The organism is Gammaproteobacteria bacterium, from assembly GCA_027296625.1.
Lineage (GTDB): Bacteria > Pseudomonadota > Gammaproteobacteria > JAKEHO01 > JAKEHO01 > JAKEHO01.
The window spans coordinates 1-26,475 of the sequence record JAPUIX010000152.1 but is presented as its reverse complement, the minus strand read 5'-3'; the positions used below and the strand labels follow the sequence as shown (position 1 = coordinate 26,475).

20 protein-coding genes are annotated in these 26,475 nt (G+C 55.4%); 14 read left to right on the top strand and 6 right to left on the bottom strand.

Features of this window, described 5'->3' with window-relative positions; translation table 11 throughout:
- Nucleotides 1–171 precede the first annotated feature (171 nt).
- On the top strand, nucleotides 172–1,503 hold the full coding sequence (locus O6944_08695; GenBank protein MCZ6719210.1) for a tetratricopeptide repeat protein: 1,332 nt from the start codon (nucleotides 172–174) through the stop codon (nucleotides 1,501–1,503).
- Nucleotides 1,504–1,853: 350 nt separating this feature from the next.
- On the top strand, nucleotides 1,854–2,798 hold the full coding sequence (locus tag O6944_08690; protein ID MCZ6719209.1) for a FecR domain-containing protein: 945 nt from the start codon (nucleotides 1,854–1,856) through the stop codon (nucleotides 2,796–2,798).
- Between the two features lie 95 nt (nucleotides 2,799–2,893).
- On the opposite strand, the gene purL is transcribed toward O6944_08690, so the two are convergent.
- The 5 genes from purL to O6944_08665 all read right to left on the bottom strand — a co-directional run bounded on the left by purL (nucleotide 2,894) and on the right by O6944_08665 (nucleotide 11,221).
- Nucleotides 2,894–6,799: a phosphoribosylformylglycinamidine synthase gene (purL, locus tag O6944_08685; GenBank protein ID MCZ6719208.1), complete on the bottom strand. Its 3,906-nt coding sequence runs from the start codon at nucleotides 6,797–6,799 to the stop codon at nucleotides 2,894–2,896.
- 155 nt (nucleotides 6,800–6,954) lie between these two features.
- Nucleotides 6,955–7,752, bottom strand: coding sequence for a hypothetical protein (locus tag O6944_08680; GenBank protein ID MCZ6719207.1), 798 nt, complete (start codon nucleotides 7,750–7,752; stop codon nucleotides 6,955–6,957).
- A gap of 71 nt (nucleotides 7,753–7,823) precedes the next feature.
- Nucleotides 7,824–8,336 (bottom strand): hypothetical protein, encoded by a 513-nt coding sequence (locus tag O6944_08675; GenBank protein MCZ6719206.1) that lies wholly within the window; start codon nucleotides 8,334–8,336, stop codon nucleotides 7,824–7,826.
- 296 nt (nucleotides 8,337–8,632) lie between these two features.
- Nucleotides 8,633–10,000, bottom strand: a complete 1,368-nt coding sequence (purB, locus tag O6944_08670) for an adenylosuccinate lyase (GenBank protein ID MCZ6719205.1) — start codon at nucleotides 9,998–10,000, stop codon at nucleotides 8,633–8,635.
- A 180-nt stretch (nucleotides 10,001–10,180) separates the two neighbouring features.
- Nucleotides 10,181–11,221, bottom strand: a complete 1,041-nt coding sequence (locus O6944_08665; GenBank protein ID MCZ6719204.1) for an NADP(H)-dependent aldo-keto reductase — start codon at nucleotides 11,219–11,221, stop codon at nucleotides 10,181–10,183.
- Between the two features lie 274 nt (nucleotides 11,222–11,495).
- Here O6944_08665 and O6944_08660 point away from each other — a divergent pair, with 274 nt between their 5' ends.
- From O6944_08660 to rnt, 3 genes are all read left to right on the top strand, one after another.
- On the top strand, nucleotides 11,496–12,137 hold the full coding sequence (locus O6944_08660; GenBank protein ID MCZ6719203.1) for an NAAT family transporter: 642 nt from the start codon (nucleotides 11,496–11,498) through the stop codon (nucleotides 12,135–12,137).
- Between the two features lie 199 nt (nucleotides 12,138–12,336).
- Nucleotides 12,337–13,374 (top strand): dihydroorotase, encoded by a 1,038-nt coding sequence (gene pyrC / locus O6944_08655; protein MCZ6719202.1) that lies wholly within the window; start codon nucleotides 12,337–12,339, stop codon nucleotides 13,372–13,374.
- Nucleotides 13,374–14,021, top strand: coding sequence for a ribonuclease T (gene rnt / locus O6944_08650; protein ID MCZ6719201.1), 648 nt, complete (start codon nucleotides 13,374–13,376; stop codon nucleotides 14,019–14,021). The genes pyrC and rnt overlap by 1 nt, the downstream gene beginning before the upstream one ends.
- 9 nt (nucleotides 14,022–14,030) lie before the next feature.
- Here the strand turns inward: rnt and O6944_08645 are convergent, their stop codons facing one another.
- Nucleotides 14,031–15,356, bottom strand: coding sequence for a TRZ/ATZ family hydrolase (locus O6944_08645; GenBank protein MCZ6719200.1), 1,326 nt, complete (start codon nucleotides 15,354–15,356; stop codon nucleotides 14,031–14,033).
- 133 nt (nucleotides 15,357–15,489) lie between these two features.
- Here O6944_08645 and mtnA point away from each other — a divergent pair, with 133 nt between their 5' ends.
- From mtnA to O6944_08600, 9 genes are all read left to right on the top strand, one after another.
- The gene (mtnA, locus tag O6944_08640) at nucleotides 15,490–16,557 is read left to right on the top strand and encodes an S-methyl-5-thioribose-1-phosphate isomerase (GenBank protein MCZ6719199.1); all 1,068 of its coding nucleotides are present in this window, start codon (nucleotides 15,490–15,492) and stop codon (nucleotides 16,555–16,557) included.
- A 163-nt stretch (nucleotides 16,558–16,720) separates the two neighbouring features.
- Nucleotides 16,721–19,246 carry a DNA gyrase subunit A gene (gene gyrA, locus O6944_08635; protein ID MCZ6719198.1) on the top strand — a complete coding sequence of 842 codons (2,526 nt, stop codon included), beginning with the start codon at nucleotides 16,721–16,723 and terminating at the stop codon, nucleotides 19,244–19,246.
- Between the two features lie 2 nt (nucleotides 19,247–19,248).
- Nucleotides 19,249–20,394, top strand: coding sequence for a 3-phosphoserine/phosphohydroxythreonine transaminase (gene serC / locus O6944_08630; protein ID MCZ6719197.1), 1,146 nt, complete (start codon nucleotides 19,249–19,251; stop codon nucleotides 20,392–20,394).
- An 89-nt stretch (nucleotides 20,395–20,483) separates the two neighbouring features.
- On the top strand, nucleotides 20,484–21,569 hold the full coding sequence (gene pheA / locus O6944_08625) for a prephenate dehydratase (protein MCZ6719196.1): 1,086 nt from the start codon (nucleotides 20,484–20,486) through the stop codon (nucleotides 21,567–21,569).
- Between the two features lie 9 nt (nucleotides 21,570–21,578).
- Nucleotides 21,579–22,688, top strand: coding sequence for a histidinol-phosphate transaminase (hisC, locus tag O6944_08620; GenBank protein MCZ6719195.1), 1,110 nt, complete (start codon nucleotides 21,579–21,581; stop codon nucleotides 22,686–22,688).
- A gap of 82 nt (nucleotides 22,689–22,770) precedes the next feature.
- Complete coding sequence (locus tag O6944_08615) at nucleotides 22,771–23,691, top strand: prephenate dehydrogenase/arogenate dehydrogenase family protein (protein ID MCZ6719194.1); 921 nt, start codon at nucleotides 22,771–22,773, stop codon at nucleotides 23,689–23,691.
- Nucleotides 23,692–25,023 (top strand): 3-phosphoshikimate 1-carboxyvinyltransferase, encoded by a 1,332-nt coding sequence (gene aroA / locus O6944_08610; GenBank protein ID MCZ6719193.1) that lies wholly within the window; start codon nucleotides 23,692–23,694, stop codon nucleotides 25,021–25,023. It begins immediately after the preceding gene.
- Nucleotides 25,016–25,720 carry a (d)CMP kinase gene (gene cmk / locus O6944_08605; GenBank protein MCZ6719192.1) on the top strand — a complete coding sequence of 235 codons (705 nt, stop codon included), beginning with the start codon at nucleotides 25,016–25,018 and terminating at the stop codon, nucleotides 25,718–25,720. The genes aroA and cmk overlap by 8 nt, the downstream gene beginning before the upstream one ends.
- A gap of 81 nt (nucleotides 25,721–25,801) precedes the next feature.
- Nucleotides 25,802–26,475 (top strand): S1 RNA-binding domain-containing protein (locus O6944_08600; protein MCZ6719191.1); only part of this gene is annotated, 674 nt, incomplete at its 3' end.

The window sequence follows — 26,475 nt, the reverse complement described above, 5'->3', positions numbered from 1 at the left end:
CAGTGCACATGGCAGGTGCTTGGCGTCACCGCGTAGCCTGGATAGGGGTTAAGGCCGGGGCCCAGTATAGTTCACGTGGATAATTAAATGTATAATCTAAGTGTTTAAAGGGATGAATATCTTTCAAAACGGGCTTTTAGCGCGATCAAGCTTGGTGGAGGGGGAGGTCGTATGGCATTCACAAAGTCCATTGTGTGCATACTGCTTGCAGGGTGCGTCTATGCCCTTCCCCTGATTGTAAATGCCCAAGATGGGCTGCTTGCAGAGGCCCAAGGCCTCCTGGCGGAAGGTCAAGGGGAGGAAGCCTACGCATTACTCCTGCCAGAGCTTGAGCGCCGGGCTGGCGAGCCGGACTATGATTACCTTTTTGGCCTGGCGGCTTTAGAAGTGGGCGAGCCGACCGAGGCCGTGTTTGCCTTCGAGCGGGTGCTCTTGGTGCAGCCGGATCATCTCCAGGCGCGGGCCGAGCTCGCCCGGGCCTATTATCTCATGGGCGAGAGCGGCGCTGCCCGTCGGGAGTTCGAGACGGTCAAGCAGGAAGATGTACCGCCGCAGGTGAAAGAGACCATCAATCGATACCTCGCGGCCATGGACTACCCGCATGATCCCAAGCGTGCCCGGTTGAACGTCTACCTGGAATTCGGCGGGGGTTATGATTCCAACGTCAACAGTGCGGCGACCACCTCGCAAGTCTTGATCCCCGCAACGGGGCAGGTGTTCCTGCTCTTCCCCTTCGGTCAAGAGCAAGACAGCGGCATCGGCAGCATCGAGGGGGGTTTTCGCTTCGCACACCCGCTGCGCTCTAATCTGAACCTCTACGGGGGCGCTAACGCCAAATGGCGGCAGGCGTTTGATGCCACGGCGTTTGATCAGGCTATCGGCAACGGCCTGCTCGGCCTGCACCTTGTGCATGGGGCGAATGAATACCGGCTCGCCGTGCTCGGGCAATCGTTCCTCATCGACGGGGACAGCAACCGAAATCTGGGAGGTGTCAATGCCCAGTGGCAGCGTAACCTCAATGCGCAAAATCAAATCACGCTCTACGGCCAGGCAGCGGCGCTGCGCTATCCCAACCAACACATCCGTGATGCGAATCAATACGCTGGCGGGCTGGCCTGGGCCCATGCCTTTGACGTCGCGGGGCAACCGGTTGCGCTGTTGAGTATTTTCGGGGGCACGGAGGACAATAAGACCAGCTCGCGCCCTGACATCGGCAGGGACTTTGTGGGTGCCCGCCTCGGCGGGCAGTACAGCATCAACAACAGGACCACGGCCTTCGGCGCGGTGACCTACCAGTACAGCCGCTATGGGGGGGTTGACCCTATCTTTATGCAGCGAAGGACCGACGACTTTGTGACGGCGGCGCTTGGGCTTCGCTATGCAATTGGTAAAAAATGGAGTATTCGGCCTGAGATTGGCTACACGAACAACGACTCGACGCTTGCGATCAACGAATTTGACCGGTGGCAGGCGATGGTCTTTCTGCGTAGTGACTTCTTCTAGGAGCCCCCGGGCGCCGTACGAAGACCATGCAACGACCCGCCATTGCCTCGGCGGGCAGCCGTGGCGAGTGATCAAACGAAAATGTGACGGAGTTCACATTTTCAGAATCGCTGCCCAAGGCAGGCTTGAATTTAGATAGGGGCTGGACCATGTTTAGTGTGACGAGCACGCTGCGGCATGCTCCGCCCAAAGAGCACGATGCTCTTACGAACTACTAAGGAGGTTAAATCGCGGCCCGCCCAATCGCTTGATGATCCCTGAAGGGTCATCAGCGACGACGACCGCTTCCAGCTTCGATAACAATATGGGAGAAAAGCTTCGGCCCTGGATGGGCCCTGGGAGAACGCCGAATGAAGACCATACAGAGGATCCTGCAGTTATTTGCGGTCGTGATTTTTCTTGCCGCTTTCTCGCCAACCCCCGTGTACGCCGCTGCCGCCGGGACGATCGTCTTTGCGATTGGGGACGTGAAAGTCCTCGATGCGCGGCAGGTGGCCCGTGCGGTGCAGAAGGGGGATTCCGTCTTTGCCGGTGAGACCCTGGTGACGAAGGATGGGCGTGTTCAGGTGCAGTTCGCTGACAGCGGTTTTATATCGTTGCAGTCGAACTCGACGCTTCGCATTGATGAGTTCCGTTATAAGGGGGTGACTGATGGGACCGAGCGCGGGTTTTTCAGCCTCCTGAAAGGAGGGATCCGGGCGGTCACCGGGTTCATTGGTGGCATCAACAGGGAAACCTACAAGGTGCAAACGGTGGTGGCGACGATTGGTATTCGCGGCACGGGCTTTTTTGCGCTCTTGTGTCAGGGCGACTGTGTCAGGGCGGACGGCACAGCGATCCCCGATGGGCTCTATACAAAGACCGGGGAGGGCACCACCTATGTGGCCAATGCCGTCGACAGCCTGGATGTGCCGGCGCGCTTTGGGGTCTATGTGAGGGACGCCAATACCGCCCCGGTGTACATCACGGAGCTGCCACAACCTGCATTCTGGCCAGACATCATCCCGCCCGAACTCATCGCCGGTGAGGCACCGGATGCCCAATCGGTGGCGGCCTGGTCGGCGTTTCTCGCCCGGCCGATCCCGCCTGCCGTGGGGCCGCTGGCCGGGTTGACCCCCAAGATCAGAGAAACAGTCGAGACGGGACTCCAGTATCAGCAGCCTGAGTTTACCTTCATCGCCGGGGACCAGCGCGATCCCTCGGGTGCTCAGGTGATCGGAACCTTAATCTCGCCGCCGAGCGAGCCATCGCCACCGCCTGTTGTTCCACCGCCATTTATGCCGCCGACTCCGTAATGCCAGCCAACAGTATCCGGCTTTCCTAGCCTGAGTTTGCCCTTAGCACCCCGCCTCGCCCAGCGCGATGCGGGGTGCCGCGTATTCGGGGTCCCTCATTCCACCCAGCGCCTCGCATTCTGAAAGAGCCGCATCCACGGTCCCTCCTCAAAGGGCCAGCCGGGGGGCAGCCACGAATACTGTTTTGCCAGGAAGACCCGCTCTGGGTGGGGCATCATGATGGTGACGCGCCCATCGAGTGTCGTGAAGCCGGTGACGCCAAAAGGTGATCCGTTGGGGTTGGCGGGATAAGTCTCTGTTGGCTGGGCGTGATTGTCGATGTAGCGGAGCGTCACCATGCCCTCACTCAGCGCCTTCTCGGCAAGCCCGGGGCTGGCAAATTGAGCCCGCCCTTCGCCGTGGGCAACGACGATGGGTAGCCTGGAGCCCGCCATCCCGTCGAGCAGGATCGATGGTGAGGGCAGGACCTCGACCATGAGCAGGCGCGCCTCGAATTGCTCGGAGGTATTACCCAGGAAGGATGGCCAATGATCCGCCCCGGGGATCCTATCCCGCACGTGGGCGAGCATTTGACAGCCGTTACAGACACCCAGGGCAAAGGTGTCGCCGCGCGAGAAAAAGCCACTGAATTCGTCCCGTGCCCGTTCATTGAACTCAATACACTTGGCCCAGCCACCGCCGGCACCTAGGACGTCGCCGTAGGAGAATCCGCCACCGGCGGCCAGGCCCTGGAATCCTTTGAGGTTTACTTGGCCCGCGATGAGACGGCTCATGTGCACGTCAATGCAGTCAAAGCCCGCGCGATCAAAAGCGGCGGCCATCTCCACCTGCCCATTCACGCCTTGCTCGCGGAGGATGGCGATGGCAGGACGGACCGCGGTGGAAATGAACGGTGCTTTGGGCGAGGCGGCCGGGTTGTAAGAGGGCTGGGCGGTGAGCCCCGGATCGTCGGCATCCAGGAGTCCGTCATATTCCTGTTGCGCGCACGCCGGATTATCCCGTAACGACTGCATCTGATAGCTGGTCTCTGCCCAGACCCGCTGGAGTGCCAGAAGGTCTTCTGTGATGAGGGGCTCGCCGCGCTGGCTTACGGTAATCCGCTGCTCCGGATTCGGGGCGCCGATCACGTGGACGTGGTCTTGCAATGGCGATCCCGCATTTAGCACCTTCAGCACCGTTTCCGTATCCTCGCGCCGGACCTGCACGACGGCGCCCAGCTCTTCGCTAAACAGCGCCGCGAGTGGGTCGTCCCCGAGGGCATCCAAGGATACGGTCATGCCGGTGCGCCCGGCGAAGGCCATTTCCGCGAGGGTAACGATGAGCCCGCCATCGGCGCGATCATGATAGGCCAGGAGGAGGTCCATCTCGTTCAAGAGCTGTACCGAGCGGAAGAATGCGCTAAGGGCCTCCGCGTCCTCGACGTCCGGCGGATCCCCAGCCACCTGGTTATAGACCTGGGCCAGTGCGGAGCCACCCAGACGGTTCCTGCCACCGCCAAGGTCAATGAGGAGCAGATCGGTCTCCCCCAGATCGGTGCGGAGTTCCGGGGTCAGTGACAATCGCACATCGGCAACCGGGGCGAACGCTGAGACGATAAGGGACAGCGGCGCGATAACCCGGTTTTCCTTGCCACCGTCGGCCTGCCACACGGTTTTCATGGACAGGGAATCTTTTCCGACGGGGATGGCGATGCCAAGTGCGGGACAGAGTTCCATGGCGACGGCCCGGACGGTATCAAATAGGGCCGCTCCTTCTCCCGGTTCGCCTGCCCCGGCCATCCAGTTTGCCGAGAGCACCACATCTCCGAGCTTCAAGATACGGGCGGCAGCGATATTGGTGATCGCCTCGCCCACGGCTATACGGCCTGAGGCCGGTGCATTCACCAGCGCGATCGGGGTGCGTTCGCCGATGGCCATGGCCTCACCCGTAAACCCAAGATAGGAACTGGCCGTGACTGCACAGTCGGCGACTGGTACCTGCCATGGTCCGACCATGGGGTCCCGGACCACGAGACCCGAAACCGTGCGATCCCCGATGGTGATAAGGAAACGCTTATCGGCCACCGCGGGTAGGCGCAGGATCCGCGCGAGCGCTTCCTTGATTGTGATCCCGCTGGCATCGAAGGGAGGAAAAGATGCGTCTTGTCGGTGTGCATCGAATGCCAGTCGAGGCGGTTTGCCGAGAACCACAGGGAGTGGCATATCGATAGGCCGATCTTCAAAAAGGTGATCGGTAAGGACGAGCTGCAGATCAGCACGGGCTTCGCCGATAACAGCATACGGGCAGCGCTCTTGTTCACAGAATGCCCCAAACTCCTTCAGGTGTTCGGCTTCAATAGCCAGCACGTAGCGTTCTTGCGCCTCATTGCTCCAGATCTCCATGGGGGACATACCAGGGTCGGCATTGGGGATGGCTCGCAGCTCAATATGTGCACCTATGTCGCTGCCCGCAACGAGTTCCGGCAGCGCGTTGGACAGTCCGCCCGCACCGACATCGTGGATGGATAGGATCGGGTTGTTCTTACCCAGCGCCCAGCACTGATCAATGACTTCTTGGCAGCGGCGCTGCATCTCGGCGTTGTCCCGCTGTACGGATGCAAAGTCCAGTGTCGCATCGCTCTCCCCAGAGGCCATCGACGAGGCAGCACCGCCGCCGAGCCCGATCAACATGGCAGGTCCCCCGAGTGTAATGATCTTGGCGCCCGCTGGGATCTGTCCTTTGCCAATATGCATGGTGCGTACAGAGCCAATGCCGCCCGCCAGCATAATGGGTTTGTGGTATCCGCGGATCATCCCCGAATCGCTATCTGGCATGGCTTGTTCAAATGTCCGAAAGTACCCACAGAGTCCCGGGCGGCCAAACTCATTGTTGAATCCCGCAGCACCGATAGGGCCGTCTCGCATGATCTCAAGCGCTGAGGCGATACGTTCGGGCTTGCCGTTCTCGGCCTCCCAGGGCTGCTTGAATCCAGGGATTTTGAGATTGGATACCGAAAAACCAGTGAGGCCGGCCTTCGGTTTTGCGCCACGCCCGGTCGCCGCTTCATCTCGGATCTCGCCGCCAGCCCCCGTCGCGGCACCGGGATGTGGGGAGATCGCCGTTGGATGGTTATGGGTCTCCACCTTCATGACTATGTTGATGTCTTCGCTTTGATAACAGTACCGCCTGTCTTCGGCAGCGGGAAAAAAGCGCCCCCCGGAATAGCCCTGCGTCACGGCGGCATTATCGGTGTAGGCTGAGAGAATGCGATCGGGGTGTTGCTGGGTGGTGTGTTTAATCATGCCAAAAAGGGAGTGCGACTGCGCTCGGCCATCCACAGTCCAGTCGCCATTGAATATCTTGTGCCGACAGTGCTCGGAGTTCGCTTGGGCGAACATCATGATCTCGACGTCTGTCGGATTGCGTCCTGATGCGCGAAAGTGTGCGAGCAAGTACTCGATCTCTTCTTCAGAAAGCGCGAGTCCCATGGCGTGGTTTGCCTGCCTAAGGGTCTCCCGGCCGTCTTCCAGGATGTTAATTGTCGTGTACCGCTTCGGCGCTGCCTGCATGAACAGGGCCTTGGCATCCTCGAAGTTAGATAACACGACTTCGGTCATGCGATCGTGGAGCAACGGTTTGAGTCGGTCGATTGCCACGGCGTTGAGCATTCCGCTCGAAGTCTTTATATACCAAGCAGTGCCGCGTTCCAGACGGCGGATCCTGTTGAAGCCGCAATTATGGGCAATGTCCGTTGCCTTAGTGGCCCACGGAGAGATTGTCCCCGGGCGCGGAATCACTAAAAGTAACTGTCCTTCGGGTTCATTGTCCGCCGGACTGGAACCATAGCGAAGCAGCGACTCCAGTTGCTCGCTCTCTCTCGCATCCAGCTTATTTTCCGAATCCAGGAAATGGACGAACTCGGCCTGGAGGCTGACAATGGCGTTGTCGATCGCTTGGGCTGAGGTTAATACTTTCTCGATGCGGAAGCTGGACAGGGCAGGGGAGCCGCGAAGCAGATGCATCAGAGTGTCTTTTGTCCCGTTAATGACTGACCGGATTGAGGCCGGGAGGAGGATTTAGTCTGCATCGTGCCCCGCCGTCTTGGATGCGCATAAACGGAACCCTGCGCTGGGGGACGGAAGGTTGGCGCACCGGAAAAACGTTTTAGCACCCTGACTTAGGGAAGTTCCTCAACCATGACGAGAACCCTGCGCTGCACAGCGCCCTCGGCCTTGGCCGTGCTTAGGTTACGCCGACTATTCTTATCCATGTCCTGGACCACCATGCCGAGCTCGATCCATTCACCTAATCGTCCGGACACTGTCGTTTCCACCACCTGCGTCTCGACCACCCCATGGCCTTTTGACTTGATCTTCGACATTTGGGGCGTAATGACGAGAGAGACATAATCACCGTTTAAGCGCGGCAATACGTAGAAACCGGATGTGACGTTGTGATAGCTCACGCTCTCGCGTACGACCACTCTGCCACCAGTGCTCACCGTGGTCTGCTCGGGGATTGGCACGGATGTTCCTATCTGGATCAACGCGGGTTGACCTTCGATGGTCTGCACACGCTGCGTGTTTCGCTCGTCAGTCTGAGAGTCAGTGCTGAGCGAGCGATAGCGAATCACATTTCCCTTGGCATCCTTGCTAGAAATGACGAGCCCTTCATCGCCATGGCCTGCATCGCCGGCAGACACAGCGACATCGCCTGATTTGTATTTTCCCGACAAGCCACTTTGTGAGCGTGTCAAATTTCCTCCGATATCCTGTTTAACTGTGATAAGTAGTCTTCGGGGTGGACGGTCGATGCTCTGCAATACTTCCTTGATTTGAGCGAGGTTAGCTGGCGTGGTCCGGACAATCAGTTGATTGTTCATGCCAGTCACGGTACCGCCAGGTAAAACGAGGGGCTGGAGGATTCTGACCACTTCATCGGTGGTCCGGTGACGCAGCGGGATGACTTCAAGCACGAATTGCTCCGCGCTTACCATCAGAGGAATGAGTAAGGCTAGAGCAATTCCTAGCTGGATGCACTTGCGGTTCAAATGTTTAGTCTACGCAGGTTCGGATCGATTATTGCTGTCTCCCACATCTCATCAAACTGGCGCAGGAACTCTTCTGCCCTAGGCCTATCCGCGTATTTTACCATCGCCTCGTATCGGTCGGCGAGCTGTCGGTGAATATACCCAGCGGCATCGCACACGAGTAGGGCTTCATTGTGGTCTGCGAATTCCGGGCTGGGTTTGCGGATTTCAATAAAGCTGCTGAAATTCATCGCGAGTTCCAACAGCCGGTGTCCCTGTTTGACAACTGTCTCCGGCTCTCTCACAAGGATGCGGATGCGCGAACGCTTGCTGCGTAGCGCCAGCTTCTGTACGGCCTCCACGAATTCGTCATTATCGTAAATTGAGGGATCCAGGTAGCGGCTAATGATCTCGAGCGTGTGTTGGCACTGCCGCACGAGAGCTAATGCGGCCTCTCGATTCTCCTCGCTAGAATCGATCCGATAAGTCTCATCAGTTTCGCTGAGTATGCTGTTTTGAAAGTAGTACATAATTCTCGATCTACAGTTTTCTTGCACCCAAGCATGGGCGCTTAAATAAAGCTCTAGGTTGGAGACTCTCTTTGGATGATAATCTAGCTACGCCGCGGCGACAAAATTCTAGGTTGATCTCAGATGGACAATTTTAGAATGATATCGAAGAATCTGGTTAATCTAGGAAGTAGCTAAATTGCAACAAGGCAGATGTCAACGATGTCGGAGAAACAGTTGCTGGACAGAACCCTTGTCGTTACGTTGCTGCCCAGCAGAACAAGCACGGCGTCGCGCCAGGCTCTAAGAGCCTCGAATCAAACGGACTTAGCCTGTTCCTCGGCGTTGCCTAGGTAGCTTGCTGGGGTGATATCGAGCAGCTGTTTCTTTTCGGCATCCGGTAACTCTAGGCTCTCAATAAATGTGTGTAAGGCCCTGCGATCAATCGTGCGCCCTTTTGTTAGCTTCTTCAGCTGCTCGTATGGCTCAGCGATTCCGTAACGTCGCATGACGGTCTGTACCGGCTCTGCAAGAATTTCCCAGGCACTGTTCAGTGCTTCTTCCATCGTTTCTGGCGCTGCTTCCAATTTATCGATGCCTCTCAGGCAAGATTGATAGGCAATAAGCATGTGGGCTAGGGCTACCCCAATATTGCGTAGCATTGTGGAGTCACTCAAGTCACGCTGCCAACGGGATACCGGCAGGTTCTGCGCAAGGTGTCCCATAATGGCATTAGCCAAATTTAAATTACCCTCTGCGTTTTCGAAATCGATTGGATTAACTTTGTGCGGCATCGTAGACGATCCGATCTCATGTGCATCAGTCTTTTGCCGAAAGTAACCCAATGCGATATAACCCCATACATCTCGGCAAAAATCAATCAGTATCGTATTAAATCGCATAAGGACATGAAAGAATTCGGCCATGTAGTCATGTGGCTCGATCTGAGTTGTGTATGCATTCCAACTCAGACCCAACTCACCCACGAACTCTTCGGCGACGGCTGGCCAGTTTACGTTAGGGTAGGCAACAAGGTGAGCATTAAAGTTACCCACTGCACCGTTCATCTTGCCGAGCAACGGGGCTGCCGCGAGTTGCTTAGTTTGGCGGTTGAGACGGGCGACAAAGTTTGCCATTTCCTTGCCTAGCGTCGTGGGTGTTGCAGGTTGTCCATGCGTACGGGAAAGCATCGGCTGATCCGCATAACGGTGTGCTAGTTCACGTATCGCACCTATCACGTATTCCATTTGTGGCATGAGGATTTTTTCGCGGGCTCTGCAGAGCATCAGCGCGTAGGCCAGGTTATTGATATCCTCAGACGTACAGGCGAAGTGGACAAATTCAGCTAGTAAATTGAGCTTTTTATCGCCTTTGACCTTTTCTTTAAGGAAGTATTCTACGGCCTTAACGTCATGATTCGTGGTCCGCTCGAGGCTTTTCACCCGCTCGGCATCCTCAAGATTAAATTTTTCCGCAATTTCGTTGAGAAGATTGTTGGAACGCGATTTGAGTGTTGGGACTTCCGGAATTTCGGGAATCGCCGATAACTTCTGCAACCAGCGTATCTCGACGAACACACGGTAGCGAATCAGGCCGTATTCACTGAAGATATCACGCAGATCAATGGTTTTATCTCCGTAGCGCCCGTCAACCGGGGAGATTGCGGTAAGTGCTGACAACTCCATAGCTAGTCCCGAAGGTGCTCGATCTGGGCCTTGATCATACACGAGCTCATGACCGGGTGGCACATGCGATTAAAGGCGAGAGCCGAGAGTTCGCGAACCATTTCTAGCAGCATATGAGTGCAATGAGGGTCCAAGGCACGCCGGGGAATCTAATCGGGCGATCGCAGCGCGTGGGATGCCTTAGGGACACGGATTGGGATGGGAGGTATGGATCGCCTCAATTTTCTCTAATACCTCCTTCGACAAGATCACATCGAGACTTGCGATGTTGGATTTGAGTTGGTCTATCGATGTTGCGCCAATGAGGGTACTGGTCAGGAAAGGGCGGCTGTTGACGAAAGCCAAGGCCATCTGTGCCGCGTCTAAGCCGTGATTGCGGGCAAGATCAACATATGCGCGCGTCGCCTTCTCGGCGTCAGGGTTGGTATAGCGCTTGAATTGTTTGAACAACGCCAGTCGCGCATTCAACGGACGCTCAGCAGTCAAGTATTTTCCCGATAGCACGCCAAATCCCAATGGTGAGTATGCAAGCAGACCGACATCGTCTCGATGCGCCACTTCCGCCAGCCCGATCTCAAAGGTTCGGTTCAGTAGGTTATATGGATTTTGGATGCTTACGATGCGTGTAAGCGCCCTTTCTTTGGCAAGATGAAGATACTGCATCGCACCCCAGGGGGTCTCATTGGCGATCCCAATGTGTCGTATCGTTCCGGCACGGACGAGACGATCCAGAGTCTCCAGAGTCTCCTCGATAGAAACATCGTCTTTTTTGGGCACATGGCGGTAGCCGAGTTGCCCGAAGAAATTGGTCACGCGATTGGGCCAATGGGGCTGATAGAGATCGATATAGTCGGTTTGTAGCCGTTTCAAGCTTGCATGGAGCGCCGATTCAATATTCTTACGGTCAAGCTTTGCTTGGCCATTGCGAACATACGGGATCCAAGACGCCCTGCCGCAGGCTTTGGTGGCGAGGATGCAGTTCGCTCGGTTTTTCCGCCTTTGAAACCAGCGACCAATATACTCTTCTGTCCGACCTTGAGTTTCGGCCCGCGGCGGCACTGGATATATCTCCGCGGTATCAATGAAATTGATCCCTGAAGCGAGTGCGAGGTCTAGCTGAGCATGCGCTTCTGCCTCTGTGTTTTGTTCCCCCCACGTCATGGTGCCGAGACAGAGCTGGCTGACTTCAATGTCACTGCGCCCAAGGGTTTTGTACTTCATTGTTGTCATAATCGTGCCGTCCAATCCGAGTGAATGCGAGCTCTATGGGAATAGTTTATAGGAAGTTTTCGACTCATCACGTTTGATATGTCGTGTTGACGTACTGGCGTCCCCCTTCCCGGGGTTTCCTTTTGAATGGCGATTTCAGGTAACGATCGGCATATTGCTGCCAATATGTAAAGATACTCCGGATAGGGCTGATACCTCTTAAGTAATGCTAGGACGGACCGAACAAGATTGCTGCCGGCTATACTGATTACTGCATCACACGCCTATGATAGAGCTCGCTATCAATATATTCATTTTATTATTTGTCGTTATTGATCCGATCAGTGTGGCGCCCTTGTTCTCGGGCCTGACATTCGGGGGTTCGGATAGCTACAGAAGGCGGATGGCATGGAAGGGTGTCGTGGTCGCGGGATGCATTTTGTTAGCGTTTGCTTTAGTGGGGGATCGCCTGCTCCAATATCTGAGCGTTAGCATGCCCGCGTTTAGTATTGCAGGCGGGATCCTGCTTTTCCTGTTAGCCATTGAAATGGTCTTTGCGCGCCAATCGGGGCTGCGCTCCACGACGGCCAGCGAACAGGCAGAGGCCGAGCATAGACCCGATATCTCCGTGTTTCCCTTGGCTATCCCCATGATCGCGGGGCCGGGCTCACTGACTACGATATTGCTGCTGGTTGGGGACCGCGGACTTTCCTTAGAGACACTCGTCGTGCTGCTGGTCATGCTCGTTGTTCTGCTGATAACGCTCGGCATGCTTTTAATGGCATCTCATTTGATGAAGCTACTCGGGGAGACCGGAACGAACGTAATCACCCGGGTGCTGGGTATTGTGTTGGCGGCGCTAGCCGTTCAATTCATTATCAACGGTGTGATGGAAACATTCCCCGCTTTGGGGCAGGCCGTATCCTAGCTTCTGGTGCGGGCGAGCCCCACAACTAGGTTACGCTCCGACAAGTCAGGGTCTTGCAAAGCTGGCTTCTCTGTTGTATCCCGTGTTTGGCGCGGTCACGTTAGGGTGTGCGCTTTGCTATCTATGAATATTCAGATGACAATAGTTGAATATCGTACGTCAGTGTGCGGATCATACCGACACTTCATTGTTATTAACCATGCGGAACCTTACGATCAGCCGCCCGGATGACTGTCACGTACACTTGCGTGATGGTATTGCGATGGCTGCTGTGGTTGCTGATACGGCCAAACGCTTTGCGCGAGCCATTGTGATGCCCAATCTTGAGCCGCCCGTGGTGACGACAGCACAGGCCCTGAAATATCAGGAACGCATTTTGTCCGTGTTGCCTCCCACCGTTCGCTTCTCGCCACTCATGACACTTTATTTGACTGACAACACTTCGGTCGATGAGATCGCGCGAGCCAAGAAAAGTGGCCATATCTTTGCCGTTAAGTACTACCCGAGGGGCGCAACGACGCACTCAGATGCCGGGGTAACGGATATCAGCAAGGTTTATTCGGTGTTGGAAGCAATGGTTGAACACGACTTACCCCTTTTGGTTCATGGTGAGCTCATCGATGAAACCATTGATATCTTTGACCGGGAGCGGCTTTTTATCGATCGCGTACTCGTGCCTCTTTTGAATCGGTTTCGCAGCCTGCGTGTAGTATTCGAGCATATTACGACTCGGGAAGCCGTACAGTTTGTAATGTCGGGCCCGGACAGTCTCGCCGCTACCATTACGCCGCATCACCTTTTGTTAAATCGCAACGCACTGTTTGAGGGGGGGTTGCAACCGCATCACTATTGTCACCCGATGCCCAAAAGGGAAAATGATCGTCAGGCCCTTGTCGAGGCAGCGACCAGTGGTAATCCCAAATTGTTTTTGGGAACGGATAGCGCGCCCCATTCCCGATCAGCCAAGGAGGGGGCATCTGCATGTGCTGGGATATACAGCGCTAATTCTGCGCTAGAGCTTTACGCTGAAGTATTTGATGAGGCGGGTGCCATCGATCGGTTAGAGCAGTTTGCAAGTGTTTTTGGGGCGGCTTTCTACAGACTTCCGCGCAATACAGATCGCGTGACACTTCGAAAGGATGCGTGGACGGTGCCACAAAGTCTTCCGCTGGGAGACGATGTGCTCGTACCGTTTCGTGCGGGGCATCAATGTGCCTGGAAACTGGTGGAGGCCTGATGTCTGAACACGCCGCCGACAATCCGATTGCCCGGCGCTTTCGTGGTTATCTGCCTGTCGCGGTGGACGTCGAGACAGCGGGTTTTAATGCAAACACCGACGCATTATTGGAAGTTGCTGCAGTCACGTTTGCAATCGGCGGCGATGGTCAATGGCGGCTAGATGAGACCACGGCCTGTCATGTTATACCGTTTCCGGGGGCAAACCTCGACCAAGCTGCGTTGGAGTTTACTGGGATCGATCCCTACCATCCATTTCGCGAAGCCGTCTCGGAGAAGGAAGCGTTAAAGACTGTATTCGGTGCCGTACGCAAGGCAATGAAACAATGGGGATGTGTCCGGGCTATCCTTGTTGGGCACAATCCTTCATTTGATCTGAGTTTTATCAATGCCGCGACGGAACGCGCCGGCATAAAGCGGAACCCTTTTCATCCATTCAGTGCATTTGACACGGCAACCCTGGGCGGTCTTGTTTTTGGTCAGACGGTTTTATCTCGCGCGGTCATGGCAGCCGGGTTGGAGTGGGATAGCCGGCAAGCCCATTCTGCAATCTACGATGCAGAACGTACGGCAGAACTCTTCTGTGCTGTGGTCAACAGATGGCAGGCCTTGGTGAACGGGAAGAAGGTGAAGCATCCCGGGCGCTAGATGCGCTGGTCATCTATTGGCAAGTTCACCCTCGATCCGCTCCTGCCATTGTCGCGCTTTGGTCAGCACCACTTCTCGGTTGATGGTTGTGAGTGCTCGATCCCTAAGAAGCTGTTTCCCTCCAATCCAAACATTGGTTACTTGATGACGGCCCGTCGCGTAAATAAGCTGCGAGAGGGGATTGTATATCGGTTGCGTTTCGATCCCCGACAGATCGACGGCGACAATATCAGCCTGCTTTTCAGGCAGCAGTGAGCCGATCTGGTCGTCGATACCCAATGCCGATGCGCCATTCAGTGTCGCCATTCGTAGAGTTTCGCTTGCCGGGATAGCGCGGGCGTTGCATGCCACCGCTTTCGCGAGTAACGCTGCCGTGCGCATCTCTCCGAACATATCCAAGTCATTGTTACTTGCGGCGCTGTCGGTACCCAAGGCGACGTTGACTCCCGCCTGAGTGAGTTCATACACCGGGCAAAAGCCGCTCGCCAGCTTCAGATTCGATTCTGGCGCATGCACCACATTGACGCCGCAGTTTGCGATTTCTGTGATCTCCTCTTTTTCGATCTGGGTCATGTGGACGGCAAGCAACTTTGAGGATAGGAGCCCGAGCCGCTTTAATCGCGCCAGTGGCCGCTCCCCGTTTTGCTTGATGCTTTGCCTCACTTCATCTGCGGTTTCCAACACATGCATGTGAATGGGAATATCCAGCTCCTCGGCCAGGACACCAATGCGCTCAAGCGACGAGTCAGACACGGAATAAGGCGCGTGCGGTGCGAAGGCGGTGGTGATCAACGGACTGTGCCGATAGGCATCATGTACGGCTTCCCCTTTGATGAAGTATTCATCGACATTTTTTGCCCAGGCGGTAGGAAAATCGACAATGATGAGCCCGACAACAGCCCGAATGCCTGCTTCAGTTGCCGCCTGGGCCGTCTCATCGGGAAAGAAGTACATGTCATTGAAGCAGGTGGTTCCGCCTCGAATCATCTCGGCGATGGCATGGCGCGTCCCATCGGTAACGAACTCTGGACTTACCCATCGCTGCTCGGCAGGCCACATGTGGTTATTAAGCCAATCCATCAAGGCAAGATCATCAGCTAAACCGCGGAACAGGTTCATCGCTGCATGGGTATGGCAGTTGACGAGGCCTGGGATGAGAGCATGCGTATCAAGGCGTTGGGTCGTTTTGGCGTTGTATTTCGCATCGGCATCACGACTTGCGAGGACCTCCAGGATTTTCCCTTCGTGAATTGCGATAGCGTGGTGGTTGTATACCACATGCTCCGGTTCAACGGGGATGACCCAGCGAGCATGAATGACGGTGTCGATCTGCACGGTAATTCCCTGGTCTACCTAGGCTGCAGAAGATTAGGTCTCTATTGTGTAAATGCTTTATGCTGTGCAGCCAGCACGCATTGTACGTGAAAGACCATGTCATACCACGCTCAAGCCATCTGGGAAATTTGAATTGGCTTCCAGAGCTCACAATCTCGCACACGATTCTATCCGAGCCATCGACTGGTCGAATAGTGCACTGAGATTGCTTGATCAACGGGTTCTGCCGTTGCATGAGGAGTATCTGGTTCTGCAAGATGCTCCGGCAGTTGCAGATGCGATTACGATGATGGCCGTGAGAGGCGCCCCAGCTATTGGCATTACCGCCGCTTATGGCGTGGTCCTTGCCGCGCGTTCAGCCTACCGACAGACAAAAACCGGCTGGCGTTCCGCCATAGAGGATGACTTTGAACGTCTTCGCAGGGCTCGACCGACGGCGGTTAACCTACGCTGGGCCTTAGAACGCATGGAGGACAAATTTGTTGAAGTACAAAATGATCCCGAACCTGTATTACTCGCAGAGGCACAGCGTATACACGAAGAAGACATCAAGGGGAACAAGCGCATGGGCGACTTGGGTGCTCGGCTTATCCACGACAAAGCGGATGTGATTACTCATTGCAACACGGGCTCACTCGCGACGGGTGGTTTCGGTACGGCACTTGGGGTTATCCGGAAAGCCTATGTGCTTGATGAAATTCAATCAGTATATGCCTGTGAAACGCGGCCCTGGCTCCAAGGCGCAAGGCTTACTGCTTGGGAACTCGTGCGGGACAAGATCCCGGTCACCGTGATCGTAGATAGCGCCGCCGCTCACCTGATGCAACAGCATGATGTGCGATGGGTCATCGTTGGGGCCGATCGGATTGCCGCAAACGGTGATGTCGCTAACAAAATTGGGACCTATTCGTTAGCGCTATCTGCACGGGAGCATGATGTGCGATTTATGGTAGTTGCGCCCACATCCACGGTGGACATGAATGCAACTTCCGGGATGGATATTCCAATTGAGGACCGGCCATCCGAGGAACTTCTGGAGCTTGGTGGACATACCCTTGCGCCCGACGGGACGCCCGCATGGAACCCGATCTTTGATGTGACACCTGCGCGATTGATCGATTTCCTTGTCACCGAAAAAGGTGTTATTCCTGCACCCGATGCCGTGAAACTGGCGGCCTTGATGCAGGATGTAAACGGCTGACCTTCACTTCATTTTTACCTTGTCTCAGCACCTGTTGCGATGTGCCTCTGCGGCGCTTGGGCTGTGGTCCGTGCGCTGTGGTGCTGAGCCCTCGTATGATAAAATTAATCGTTTAATTTACATAGATCTTCACCCCATTTACTGAGCAACGATAGGCGTTTCGATGGCTGAGATCGCGAAATCCATTCTACCGGTCAATATCGAGGACGAGATGAGACAGTCCTACATGGATTATGCCATGAGCGTAATCATAGGACGTGCTCTGCCGGATGTGCGAGATGGACTCAAACCCGTGCACAGGCGGGTGTTGTATGCGATGAGTGTGATGGGAAATGATTGGAATAAACCCTATAAGAAATCAGCGCGCGTTGTAGGTGATGTTATTGGCAAATACCATCCGCATGGTGACAGTGCTGCATATGACACCATCGTGCGCATGGCACAGCCCTTCTCGTTACGGTATGTGCTGGTAGACGGACAGGGCAACTTTGGTTCCGTTGACGGCGATGCACCCGCGGCCATGAGATATACGGAAGTACGCATGGCGCATATTGCTCACGAATTGCTTGCCGATCTTGACAAAGATACGGTCGACTTCGTCGCAAATTACGACGGTTCTGAACAAGAACCTGCAGTTTTTCCAACACGACTTCCACATCTGCTGATTAATGGATCAAGTGGAATCGCTGTCGGCATGGCGACGACTATTCCGCCCCATAATCTTACTGAAGTGATCGACGCTTGTTTGGCGATCATTGATGACCCTGAATTAGATGTTGACGGATTGCTTCAGTATGTGCCCGGCCCAGATTTTCCGACCGCAGGGATCATAAATGGTGCCCAGGGGATCCGGGAGGCCTACCGCACTGGTCGCGGGCGTATTTATGTACGTGCGCGGAGTCAAATCGAGAGCAATGATGCGGGTGCATCGGAGAGCATCATCATCACCGAATTGCCATATCAGGTGAATAAAGCGCGCTTGATGGAAAAGATTGCCGAGCTTGTCAAGGACCGAAAGATTGAGGGAATTCGCGAACTCCGCGACGAGTCAGATAGAGACGGCATGCGCATGGTTATTGAACTGCGACGTGGAGAGGTTGCTGAGATTGTCTTAAATAACCTTTATCAGCATACGCAGATGCAGACGGTGTTCGGTATTAACATCGTTGCTCTGGTCGATAACCAACCCAAGACGCTAAATCTCAAAGATCTCCTAAATGCTTTCGTCCGGCACCGGCGTGAGGTCGTCACGCGCCGGACGCTCTACGACCTTAATAAATCCAGAACGCGTGCGCACATACTTGAAGGTTTGGCAGTCGCACTTACCAACATTGACGCAGTGATCGACAAGATTAAATCATCGCCAAATCCAACGGATGCGAAAGTGCGGCTCATGCAGGAGCAGTGGGCACCAGATCTTGTGTTGAAGATGCTGAAGGCAAGCGGGGCAGAGGCATCACGACCGGAGGACCTACCTGCAAATTTCGGATTGGTGGATGGTAAATATCGTCTCTCTGACGCCCAGACTCAGGCGATCCTGGATTTAAAACTTCAGCGTTTGACGGGCCTTGAGCAGGATAAGGTCATTGCCGAATATGAAGAATCTCTTAAGACCATCGAAGGGTTGTTGGATATCCTCTCTCAACCTGATCGTCTAATGCAGGTGATTCGAGACGAGCTCATCGAAATTCGCGAGCAGTATGGTGACGCACGACGTACCGAGATCCGCGATGACCATCAGGAACTCAGCATAGAGGATCTCATTACCGAAGAAGATGTCGTCGTTACGCTCTCTCATGCAGGATATGCCAAAACGCAACCGGTGGATGTGTACCGTTCTCAGCGTCGTGGGGGCAGAGGCAAGTCCGCCACAACCATGAAAGACGAAGACTTTATTGATCAGTTATATGTCGCCAGCAGTCATGACACTGTTTTGTGCTTCTCAAGTCGTGGGAAAGTGTATTGGCTCAAGGTTTATGAGTTACCGCAGGCTGGACGTACAGCGCGAGGGAAGCCAATCGTTAATCTATTACCACTCGACGAAGGGGAGCGCATCAATGCAATTTTGCCGATCCGAGCCTTCGAAAAAGGCAAGTTCGTAATTATGGCTACGGCAGATGGGACGGTTAAAAAGACGCCGCTCATTGAGTTTGGGCGTCCTAGAGCGAGCGGCATTATTGCCATTGCCCTGGCTCAAAATAATCAGCTCGTTGGTGTGGAACTCACGGATGGGAGTCGCGACCTGATGTTATTTAGTACGAGTGGCAAGGCGATTCGATTTAAAGAGCAGAGTGTTCGGTCTATGGGCCGTGCCGCGCGTGGTGTTCGCGGGATTCAGCTTGCCTCCGGTCATAAGGTGATCTCTCTCATAATTCCAGAGCAGGGCGGAACGGTACTGACAACGACAGAGAAGGGTTACGGCAAACGAACCCCCGTGGAGGACTATCCGGTTCATGGTCGTGGAGGGCAGGGTGTTATCTCTATCCAGACTACCGCGCGCAATGGTCAGGTGGTCAGTGCAGTGCCGGTTTTCGACGATGATGAGGTCATGCTCATCTCGGATCGGGGTACCCTCGTACGTACCCCGGCTGCAGATATCTCCATCATGGGGCGTAATACCCAAGGCGTAAAGCTGGTTAGCCTCAGTGAAGGGGGGAAACTCGCCGGCGTCGAGCGGATTGTAGAGTAGGCATGACGAATGCGGAGTGGGCCAGGGGCGGCAGTGAATACCATCGCGTTCACGAAAAATTTGCTAAGCGGGCGGTGTACAACTTCGGCGCAGGACCGGCCATGCTCCCCCGGGAGGTTTTGCAGCGCGCCCGCGATGAGCTGTTGGATTGGCGGGGTACCGGCGTCTCGGTAATGGAGTTGAGCCACCGTAGCGATGAGTACATGGCCATCGCTGAGCGTACCGAGTGCGATCTCCGTGCTCTCCTCGATATCCCAAGTAGTTACAAGGTGCTATTTCTGCAGGGCGGCGCGTCGAGCCAGTTCGCCATGGTGCCGTTGAACCTGGGCCATGATAAGGGAAGTGCAGACTATGTTCACACGGGTATTTGGTCGGGGAAAGCCATTGCAGAGGGCCGCCGATTCTGTCGGGTTAATGTAGCGGCCACGTCGGAGCCTGTGGGCTTCACAACGATTCCGAAGCGAGAAAAATGGGCACTCGATACGAACGCCGCGTATTTTCACTACACCTCTAATGAAACCATACAGGGGGTGCAGTTCCACGAGATACCGAACGTCGATGCGGTTCCGTTGGTCGCTGATATGACATCGGACATCCTGTCTCGCCCAATTGATGTTTCACGTTTTGGTATTATCTACGCGAGCGCACAAAAAAACATTGGCCCGGCAGGGCTCACGGTCGTCATTATACGCGCAGATCTAATTGGTACTGCGCCAACGGGCGTCCCGCGCCTCTATCAATTCGATACGTATGCAAAACATGGCTCGATGTACAATACGCCTCCGACCTTTAGCTGGTACATGGCCGGGCTCGTGTTGGAGTGGTTAAAAAGCAAGGGCGGGCTTAGCGCGTTCGGTGAGTACAACCGGCGCAAGGCTGATAAGCTCTACCGCGCCGTTGATGATTCGAGTCTATACACAAACGCCGTTGATCTAGCGTGTCGGTCTTGGATGAATGTGCCTTTTCGTCTCGACGATGAAAAATTGGAGAGGTTATTCTTAGCAGAGGCCAACTCGGAGGGACTCTTTGCACTTAGGGGCCACCGTAGCGTCGGCGGCATTCGAGCCAGCATCTATAATGCCATGCCTGAGGAAGGGGTGGATGCGCTCGTCGCGTTTATGGCGGAGTTTGAGCGGCGTCACGGCTGACGGGCGCACGAATTAAGATTTCAGAGTATTATTCTTTTCTTTGGGGGCCTCTCACCGAGAACAACAAGGCCTATTTTTGCTCAGATACGATGTCCGAAAGCAATAGACTCAACTCGCTGCGCGAGCGTATCGACGAACTGGATACCCAGCTCGTTAAACTTATCAGTGAGCGTGCCAAGCTTGCGACACAGGTAGCCCACGCCAAAGGTGGTGCATCGAGTGATGACAGCTATTATCGGCCCGAGCGTGAAGCGCGGATCCTCCATCGGGTAATCGCCCGCAATGAGGGGCCACTATCAGACGAGGAGATGGCTCGGCTTTTCAGGGAGATCATGTCGGCCTGTCTCGCCCTGGAACAGCCGTTGCAGATTGCTTTTCTGGGGCCGGAAGGGACCTTCACCCAAACGGCAGCGCTCAAGCACTTTGGGCACTCGGTGCGCACGACGGCCTTCGACAACATTGATGAGGTTTTCAGAGAGGTGGAGTCGAGTGCGTGCGACTACGGTGTAGTCCCCGTGGAAAATTCCATCGAGGGGGTTGTCAACCATACGTTGGATATGTTCATTAACTCGCCGCTTAAGATCTGCGGCGAAGTTGAGCTCAGGATTCATCATCATCTGTTCTCCAATGCGGGGGATCTACAACAGGTTAGGCGGATCTATTCTCATCAGCAGTCACTAGCCCAGTGCCGTCGATGGCTTGATAACCATCTGCCCCGTGTGGAGCGGATCCCAGTTAACAGCAATGCGGAAGCTGCGCGGCGTGCAGCAGAAGAAGCCGGTGCGGCCGCGATTGCGGGCGAATCGGCGGGGGATCATTATGAGATTAAACGTCTCGTCAACAACATCGAAGACGAGCCCGATAACACCACCCGGTTTCTGGTGATCGGACGGCAATCAACGCCGCCCAGCGGAAACGACAAAACCTCGCTGCTCTTTTCTTCTCCCAATAAACCCGGTGTCTTGCACCAGATGTTAGAGTCCTTCGCGAGCAATGGCATCAGCATGACACGCATCGAGTCCAGACCGTCGCGCCGCGGTATGTGGGAATATGTCTTTTTCGTGGATATCGAAGGTCATGCGGAGGATAACGCAATCGCCGACGCACTGAAGCAACTGGAGGAACGCGCGTCCATGCTGAAGCGCTTGGGTTCCTATCCGCGAGCTGTGCTCTAGGGATCCATTGTGTCTTGTGATGTCGTGGAGCTGGCGACCCCAGGTGCGCGGGGACTTAAGCGTTATGAGCCTGGAAAATCGATCGAGGCATTGCGTCAGGAGCTGGACCTTGACTCCATTGTTAAGCTCGCGTCCAATGAAAATCCGCTGGGCCCGAGCCCGTTGGCCCTCGAGGCGATCGGCGCTTGTCTGCCGGAAATTGCCCGGTACCCGGATGGTAGCGGCATCAAGCTCAAAGAGGCCTTGGCCGAAAAACACGGCGTCGGGTTTGGCGAGATCACCTTAGGTAATGGCTCTAATGAGATCCTTGAGCTTATCACACGTGTTTTTGTGACGCCCTCCCATGAAGTCATCTTCTCAGAGCATGCCTTTGCTGTTTACCCGATTGTGACGCAGGCGGTCGGGGCCAAAGCGATTATCACCCCTGCGCAAGCACTGGGTCACAATCTTGCCGCAATGGAAGCCGCTGTGACCGAGAACACACGGCTCGTCTTCATTGCAAATCCCAATAATCCTACAGGCACTTGGGTGGAAGAGTCTGCGTTGATGGCATTTATTGAGGCCCTGCCACATCACGTGTTGATTGTTGTGGACGAGGCCTATAGTGAGTATGTCGATGTGCCTCACTATGCGAGCTGTATCCCGTGGGTTCAGCGCCACGCGAACCTCATCGTCACGCGCACCTTTTCGAAAGCCTATGGTCTTGCAGGTCTTAGGGTGGGGTACGGGGTGTCCCAGGTGGGCGTCGCTGAGCTGTTAAATCGTGTTCGACAACCGTTTAATGTCAACAGTCTAGCGCTGGCCGCGGCACAAGCGGCGCTTGGCGATGAAGCCTACATCAAGCGCAGTGTTTCGCTTAATCATGCTGGCATGGAACAGCTCACCGAGGCGTTCCGGCGCCTTGGCCTGCACTATACACCCTCGGTCGCGAACTTCGTCTGTGTCGACTTCAAAAGGCCCGCCAGATCTATCTATGAGGCCCTGTTGCATGAAGGTGTTATCGTCCGTCCGGTGGAAAACTATGGCTTGGAGAATCATCTTCGGATCACCGTGGGTCAGGAGCATGAAAATGCCCGGTTCATCGCGGCGCTGGAACAGGTCCTTGGTGCGATGTCATGAAGCGTCATAGTCGGATACGTAAGGGAAGCGCGGACATGCGGGCTAAGACGGCGTCATCCATTGGGCCCAAGGTCCCATTGTTGTGGCGTTAATCCATCGACTCGCCATCGTCGGGGTCGGCCTCATCGGCGGCTCTTTGGCGCGTGCACTTAAACGAGCCAAGGCGTGTGAGTACGTAGTCGGCTGCGCCCGGGATAGGGAACGCCTGAAGAAGGCAGTGGCGCTCGGCGTTATCGACGAATTCAATACAGATGTTGGTAGCGCTGTTAGAGGCGCAGACATGGTAGTCGTTGCAACGCCACTCGGCACGACGAAAGCGGTGTTTCAGTCCATGGCTGGGCAACTCAACGCCGATGCCATTGTCACCGATGCGGGGAGCGCCAAGGAGCAGGTTGTCGCAGCGGCCCGCGCATTTTTGAACCGCCATTTTAGGCTGTTTGTTCCTGGGCACCCTGTCGCGGGCACTGAGAAAAGCGGGGTGGAAGCATCCTGTGCAGAATTGTTTGAGGGGCATCGCGTGATCCTGACTCCGTTGGATGAAACAGATGCGATAGCGGTAGAGCGCGTGCAAATGATGTGGGAGAAGACGGGAGCCGAGGTGGTTACGATGGGGGCCGAGCGGCACGACAGGCTTCTGGCCGCGACTAGCCATCTTCCACACGTTTTGGCGTATTCCCTCGTGGATTGCTTGACACGAATGGATGAACGGCAAGACATCTTTCGCTTTGCGGCAGGTGGCTTTGCCGACTTTACACGGATCGCTTCGAGCAGCCCGCGCATGTGGCACGATATCTGTTTTGCCAATCGTGACAATCTGGTCCGAATGCTCGAGCAGTTCGGTGCGCATCTCGAGGAGATCAAGGACGCGATCCGCCGGGATGATAGCCAAGCGGTCATGGAGGTGCTGACGCGCGCCAAAGCTGCTCGGGATGACTATGCCGCAGAACGGAACACGCAAGGCGGCACGAGCAAATCAGGCCATGATGTGGATCCTGAATCGTGAATGGGTAGCCTAAGGGCCATTACGTTCCAGGTCGCCCCTGGCGGGCCAGTTTCTGGTCGTCTCCGTGTGCCCGGTGACAAGTCCATCTCACACCGCAGTTTGATGCTTGGGGCGCTAGCCGATGGTGTCACTCAGGTGAGCGGCTTCCTTGCAGGCGACGATACCCTGGCGAGTTTGGAGGCGCTGCGCGCCATGGGTGTGGATATCGAACGACAGGAAGCAGGAAACCTAGCGATTCACGGGGTGGGGCTCGGTGGTTTCTCCGCCCCGCAAGGGCCGCTTTACCTCAGTAATTCCGGGACCTCTGTGCGGTTGCTTGCGGGGGTGCTCGCCGGTCAATCATTCGATTCCGAGTTAACGGGGGATGCGTCACTATCGCAAAGGCCTATGCAACGTGTGGCAGAACCGCTGGCACGGATGGGCGCTCGGGTTACCTTAAGCGAGCAGGGTACGCTGCCGTTGCATATCTTTGGACAGCAACGGCTTGTGGGAATCGAATATCAGATGCCCGTTGCCAGCGCCCAGATCAAGTCCTGTGTGCTGCTGGCAGGACTGTATGCCAAAGGGCAGACCTGTGTGATGGAGCCTGCTGCAACAAGGGATCATACGGAGCGTCTCCTGGCGCAGTTTGGGTATCCGATCACTTGCAGCACGGGAAGGGTCTGCCTGGAGGGCGGCGGGCGGCTGGTCGCGACCGAAATCCAAGTGCCCGCGGATATCTCATCGGCGGCGTTTTTTATTGTCAGCGCAGCGCTAGTCGACGGTTCAGACATTCTCTTGGAGGAGGTTGGCATTAACCCCACACGAACAGCCGTCATCGAGGTGCTGCAGGAGATGGGTGCTGATATCACAGTGCGTAATCGACGCGAGATGACCGGTGAACCGGTAGCAGACATTCAGGTGCGCGCGAGCCCACTGCATGGGATTCAGATCCCCTCTTCGCAGGTGTCACGGGCAATCGACGAGTTCCCAGTCATCTTCATCGCCGCCGCGTGTGCCCGAGGGCAAACCGTTGTGACAGGCGCGGCGGAACTGCGCGTCAAGGAAAGTGACCGCATCGAAGTGATGGCAAAGGGCCTCAGAGTCTTGGGCGTCCATGCCGAACCAACGGATGACGGAATTCGAATTAACGGAGGGCGCTTGCATGGGGGATCTGTCGATAGTGCGGGCGATCATCGCGTCGCGATGGCGTTTGCAGTTGCAGGGCTTTGCGCGTCAGCACCTGTCGCAATCCAAAATTGCGCGAACGTTGACACGTCGTTCCCCGGCTTTGCCGAGTTCGCACGTGGTGCAGGCTTTGATATTGTCGTGGAAAAGAAAAGGCATGCATGAAACACACGTTCCTGTCATCACCGTTGATGGACCAGGCGGCACTGGCAAGGGCACCTTGTCTCGCCATTTAGCGAGTCTCTTAGATTGGCACATCCTGGATAGCGGTGCGCTGTATCGTGCGCTTGCGATTGCGGCAGCACGTCGAAACATAGTCCTTAATGACGATCGCCGATTAGCCGCGATTGCGGCAGATTTGGAGGTGATGTTTCCCGGTTATACGGAGGAAGGCGAGGTTTCGGTAATTCTCGAGGGTGATGACGCGAGTCAAATGATACGCAGCGAATCCTGTGCTCGGGACGCCTCGCGCGTCGCGGGATACCCTTTAGTTCGCAAGGCGTTGCTTGGACGACAAAAGGCATTTCGCCAGCCGCCCGGACTCGTCGCTGACGGCCGTGACATGGGAACCGTCGTTTTCCCTGATGCGGATGTGAAAATTTTTCTGACCGCCAGTCAGACGGAACGCGCCGCCAGGCGTCATAAACAGTTGAAACAAAAAGGAATCGATGTTAACCTCGGTCAGCTTTTGGCGGATATAGCCGAACGCGATTCGCGGGATAGTCAGCGTACTGTCTCCCCCTTAAAACCAGCGCCTGATGCCATTGTTGTCGATACGACGGGCGTCGATATTGCCGCAATGGTTGAGCATGTAGGGGGGGTAGTGCGCGAACGTCTCCCGGCGTACTCAGCCCTGTTCTGAGCTTAGGGTTGGGCAATTGGGAAACCCTGCTGCGGGTAAGGCGTGGCGATTGTGTTGCGGGCTATTTAGACCGAACGAATCATTATGGAATGTTTTGCGGACTTATTTGAACAGAGCCAAATCGAAGAGCGGATGCGTCCTGGCGCCATTGTATCTGGCACGGTGGTAGAGGTTGGCCAGGATCTCGTGGTTGTTAACGCCGGACTAAAATCTGAAGGTCTTATCCCAATCGAGCAGTTCTATAACGACAGCGGAGAAGTCGAAGTTGCTGTTGGCGATAAGGTTGATGTCGCCCTCGATGCGGTAGAGGACGGTTTCGGTGAGACTCGGCTGTCCCGGGATAAGGCTAAACGCTTTTTGGCTTGGAAACAGTTGGAGGACGCCTTTGAGGCCGGACACACGGTGATTGGGATCATCACCGAAAAGGTACGGGGCGGCTTTACGGTAGATATCGATAAGGTCCGAGCTTTCTTGCCGGGGTCCCTTGTTGACGTACGGCCCGTGCGTGATACCAGCTATCTTGAAGGCAAGCCATTAGATTTCAAGGTCATCAAGATCGACCGCCGCCGCAATAATGTAGTGGTGTCCCGGCGCGCGGTGGTCGAGAGCGAAAATAGCGCTGAGCGTGAAGCGTTGCTTGCGCGGCTCAAGGAAGGTGTCGTAGTAAAAGGCGTTGTGAAGAATCTCACCGATTATGGTGCCTTCCTGGATCTGGGTGGTATTGACGGTCTGTTACATATCACCGATATGGCCTG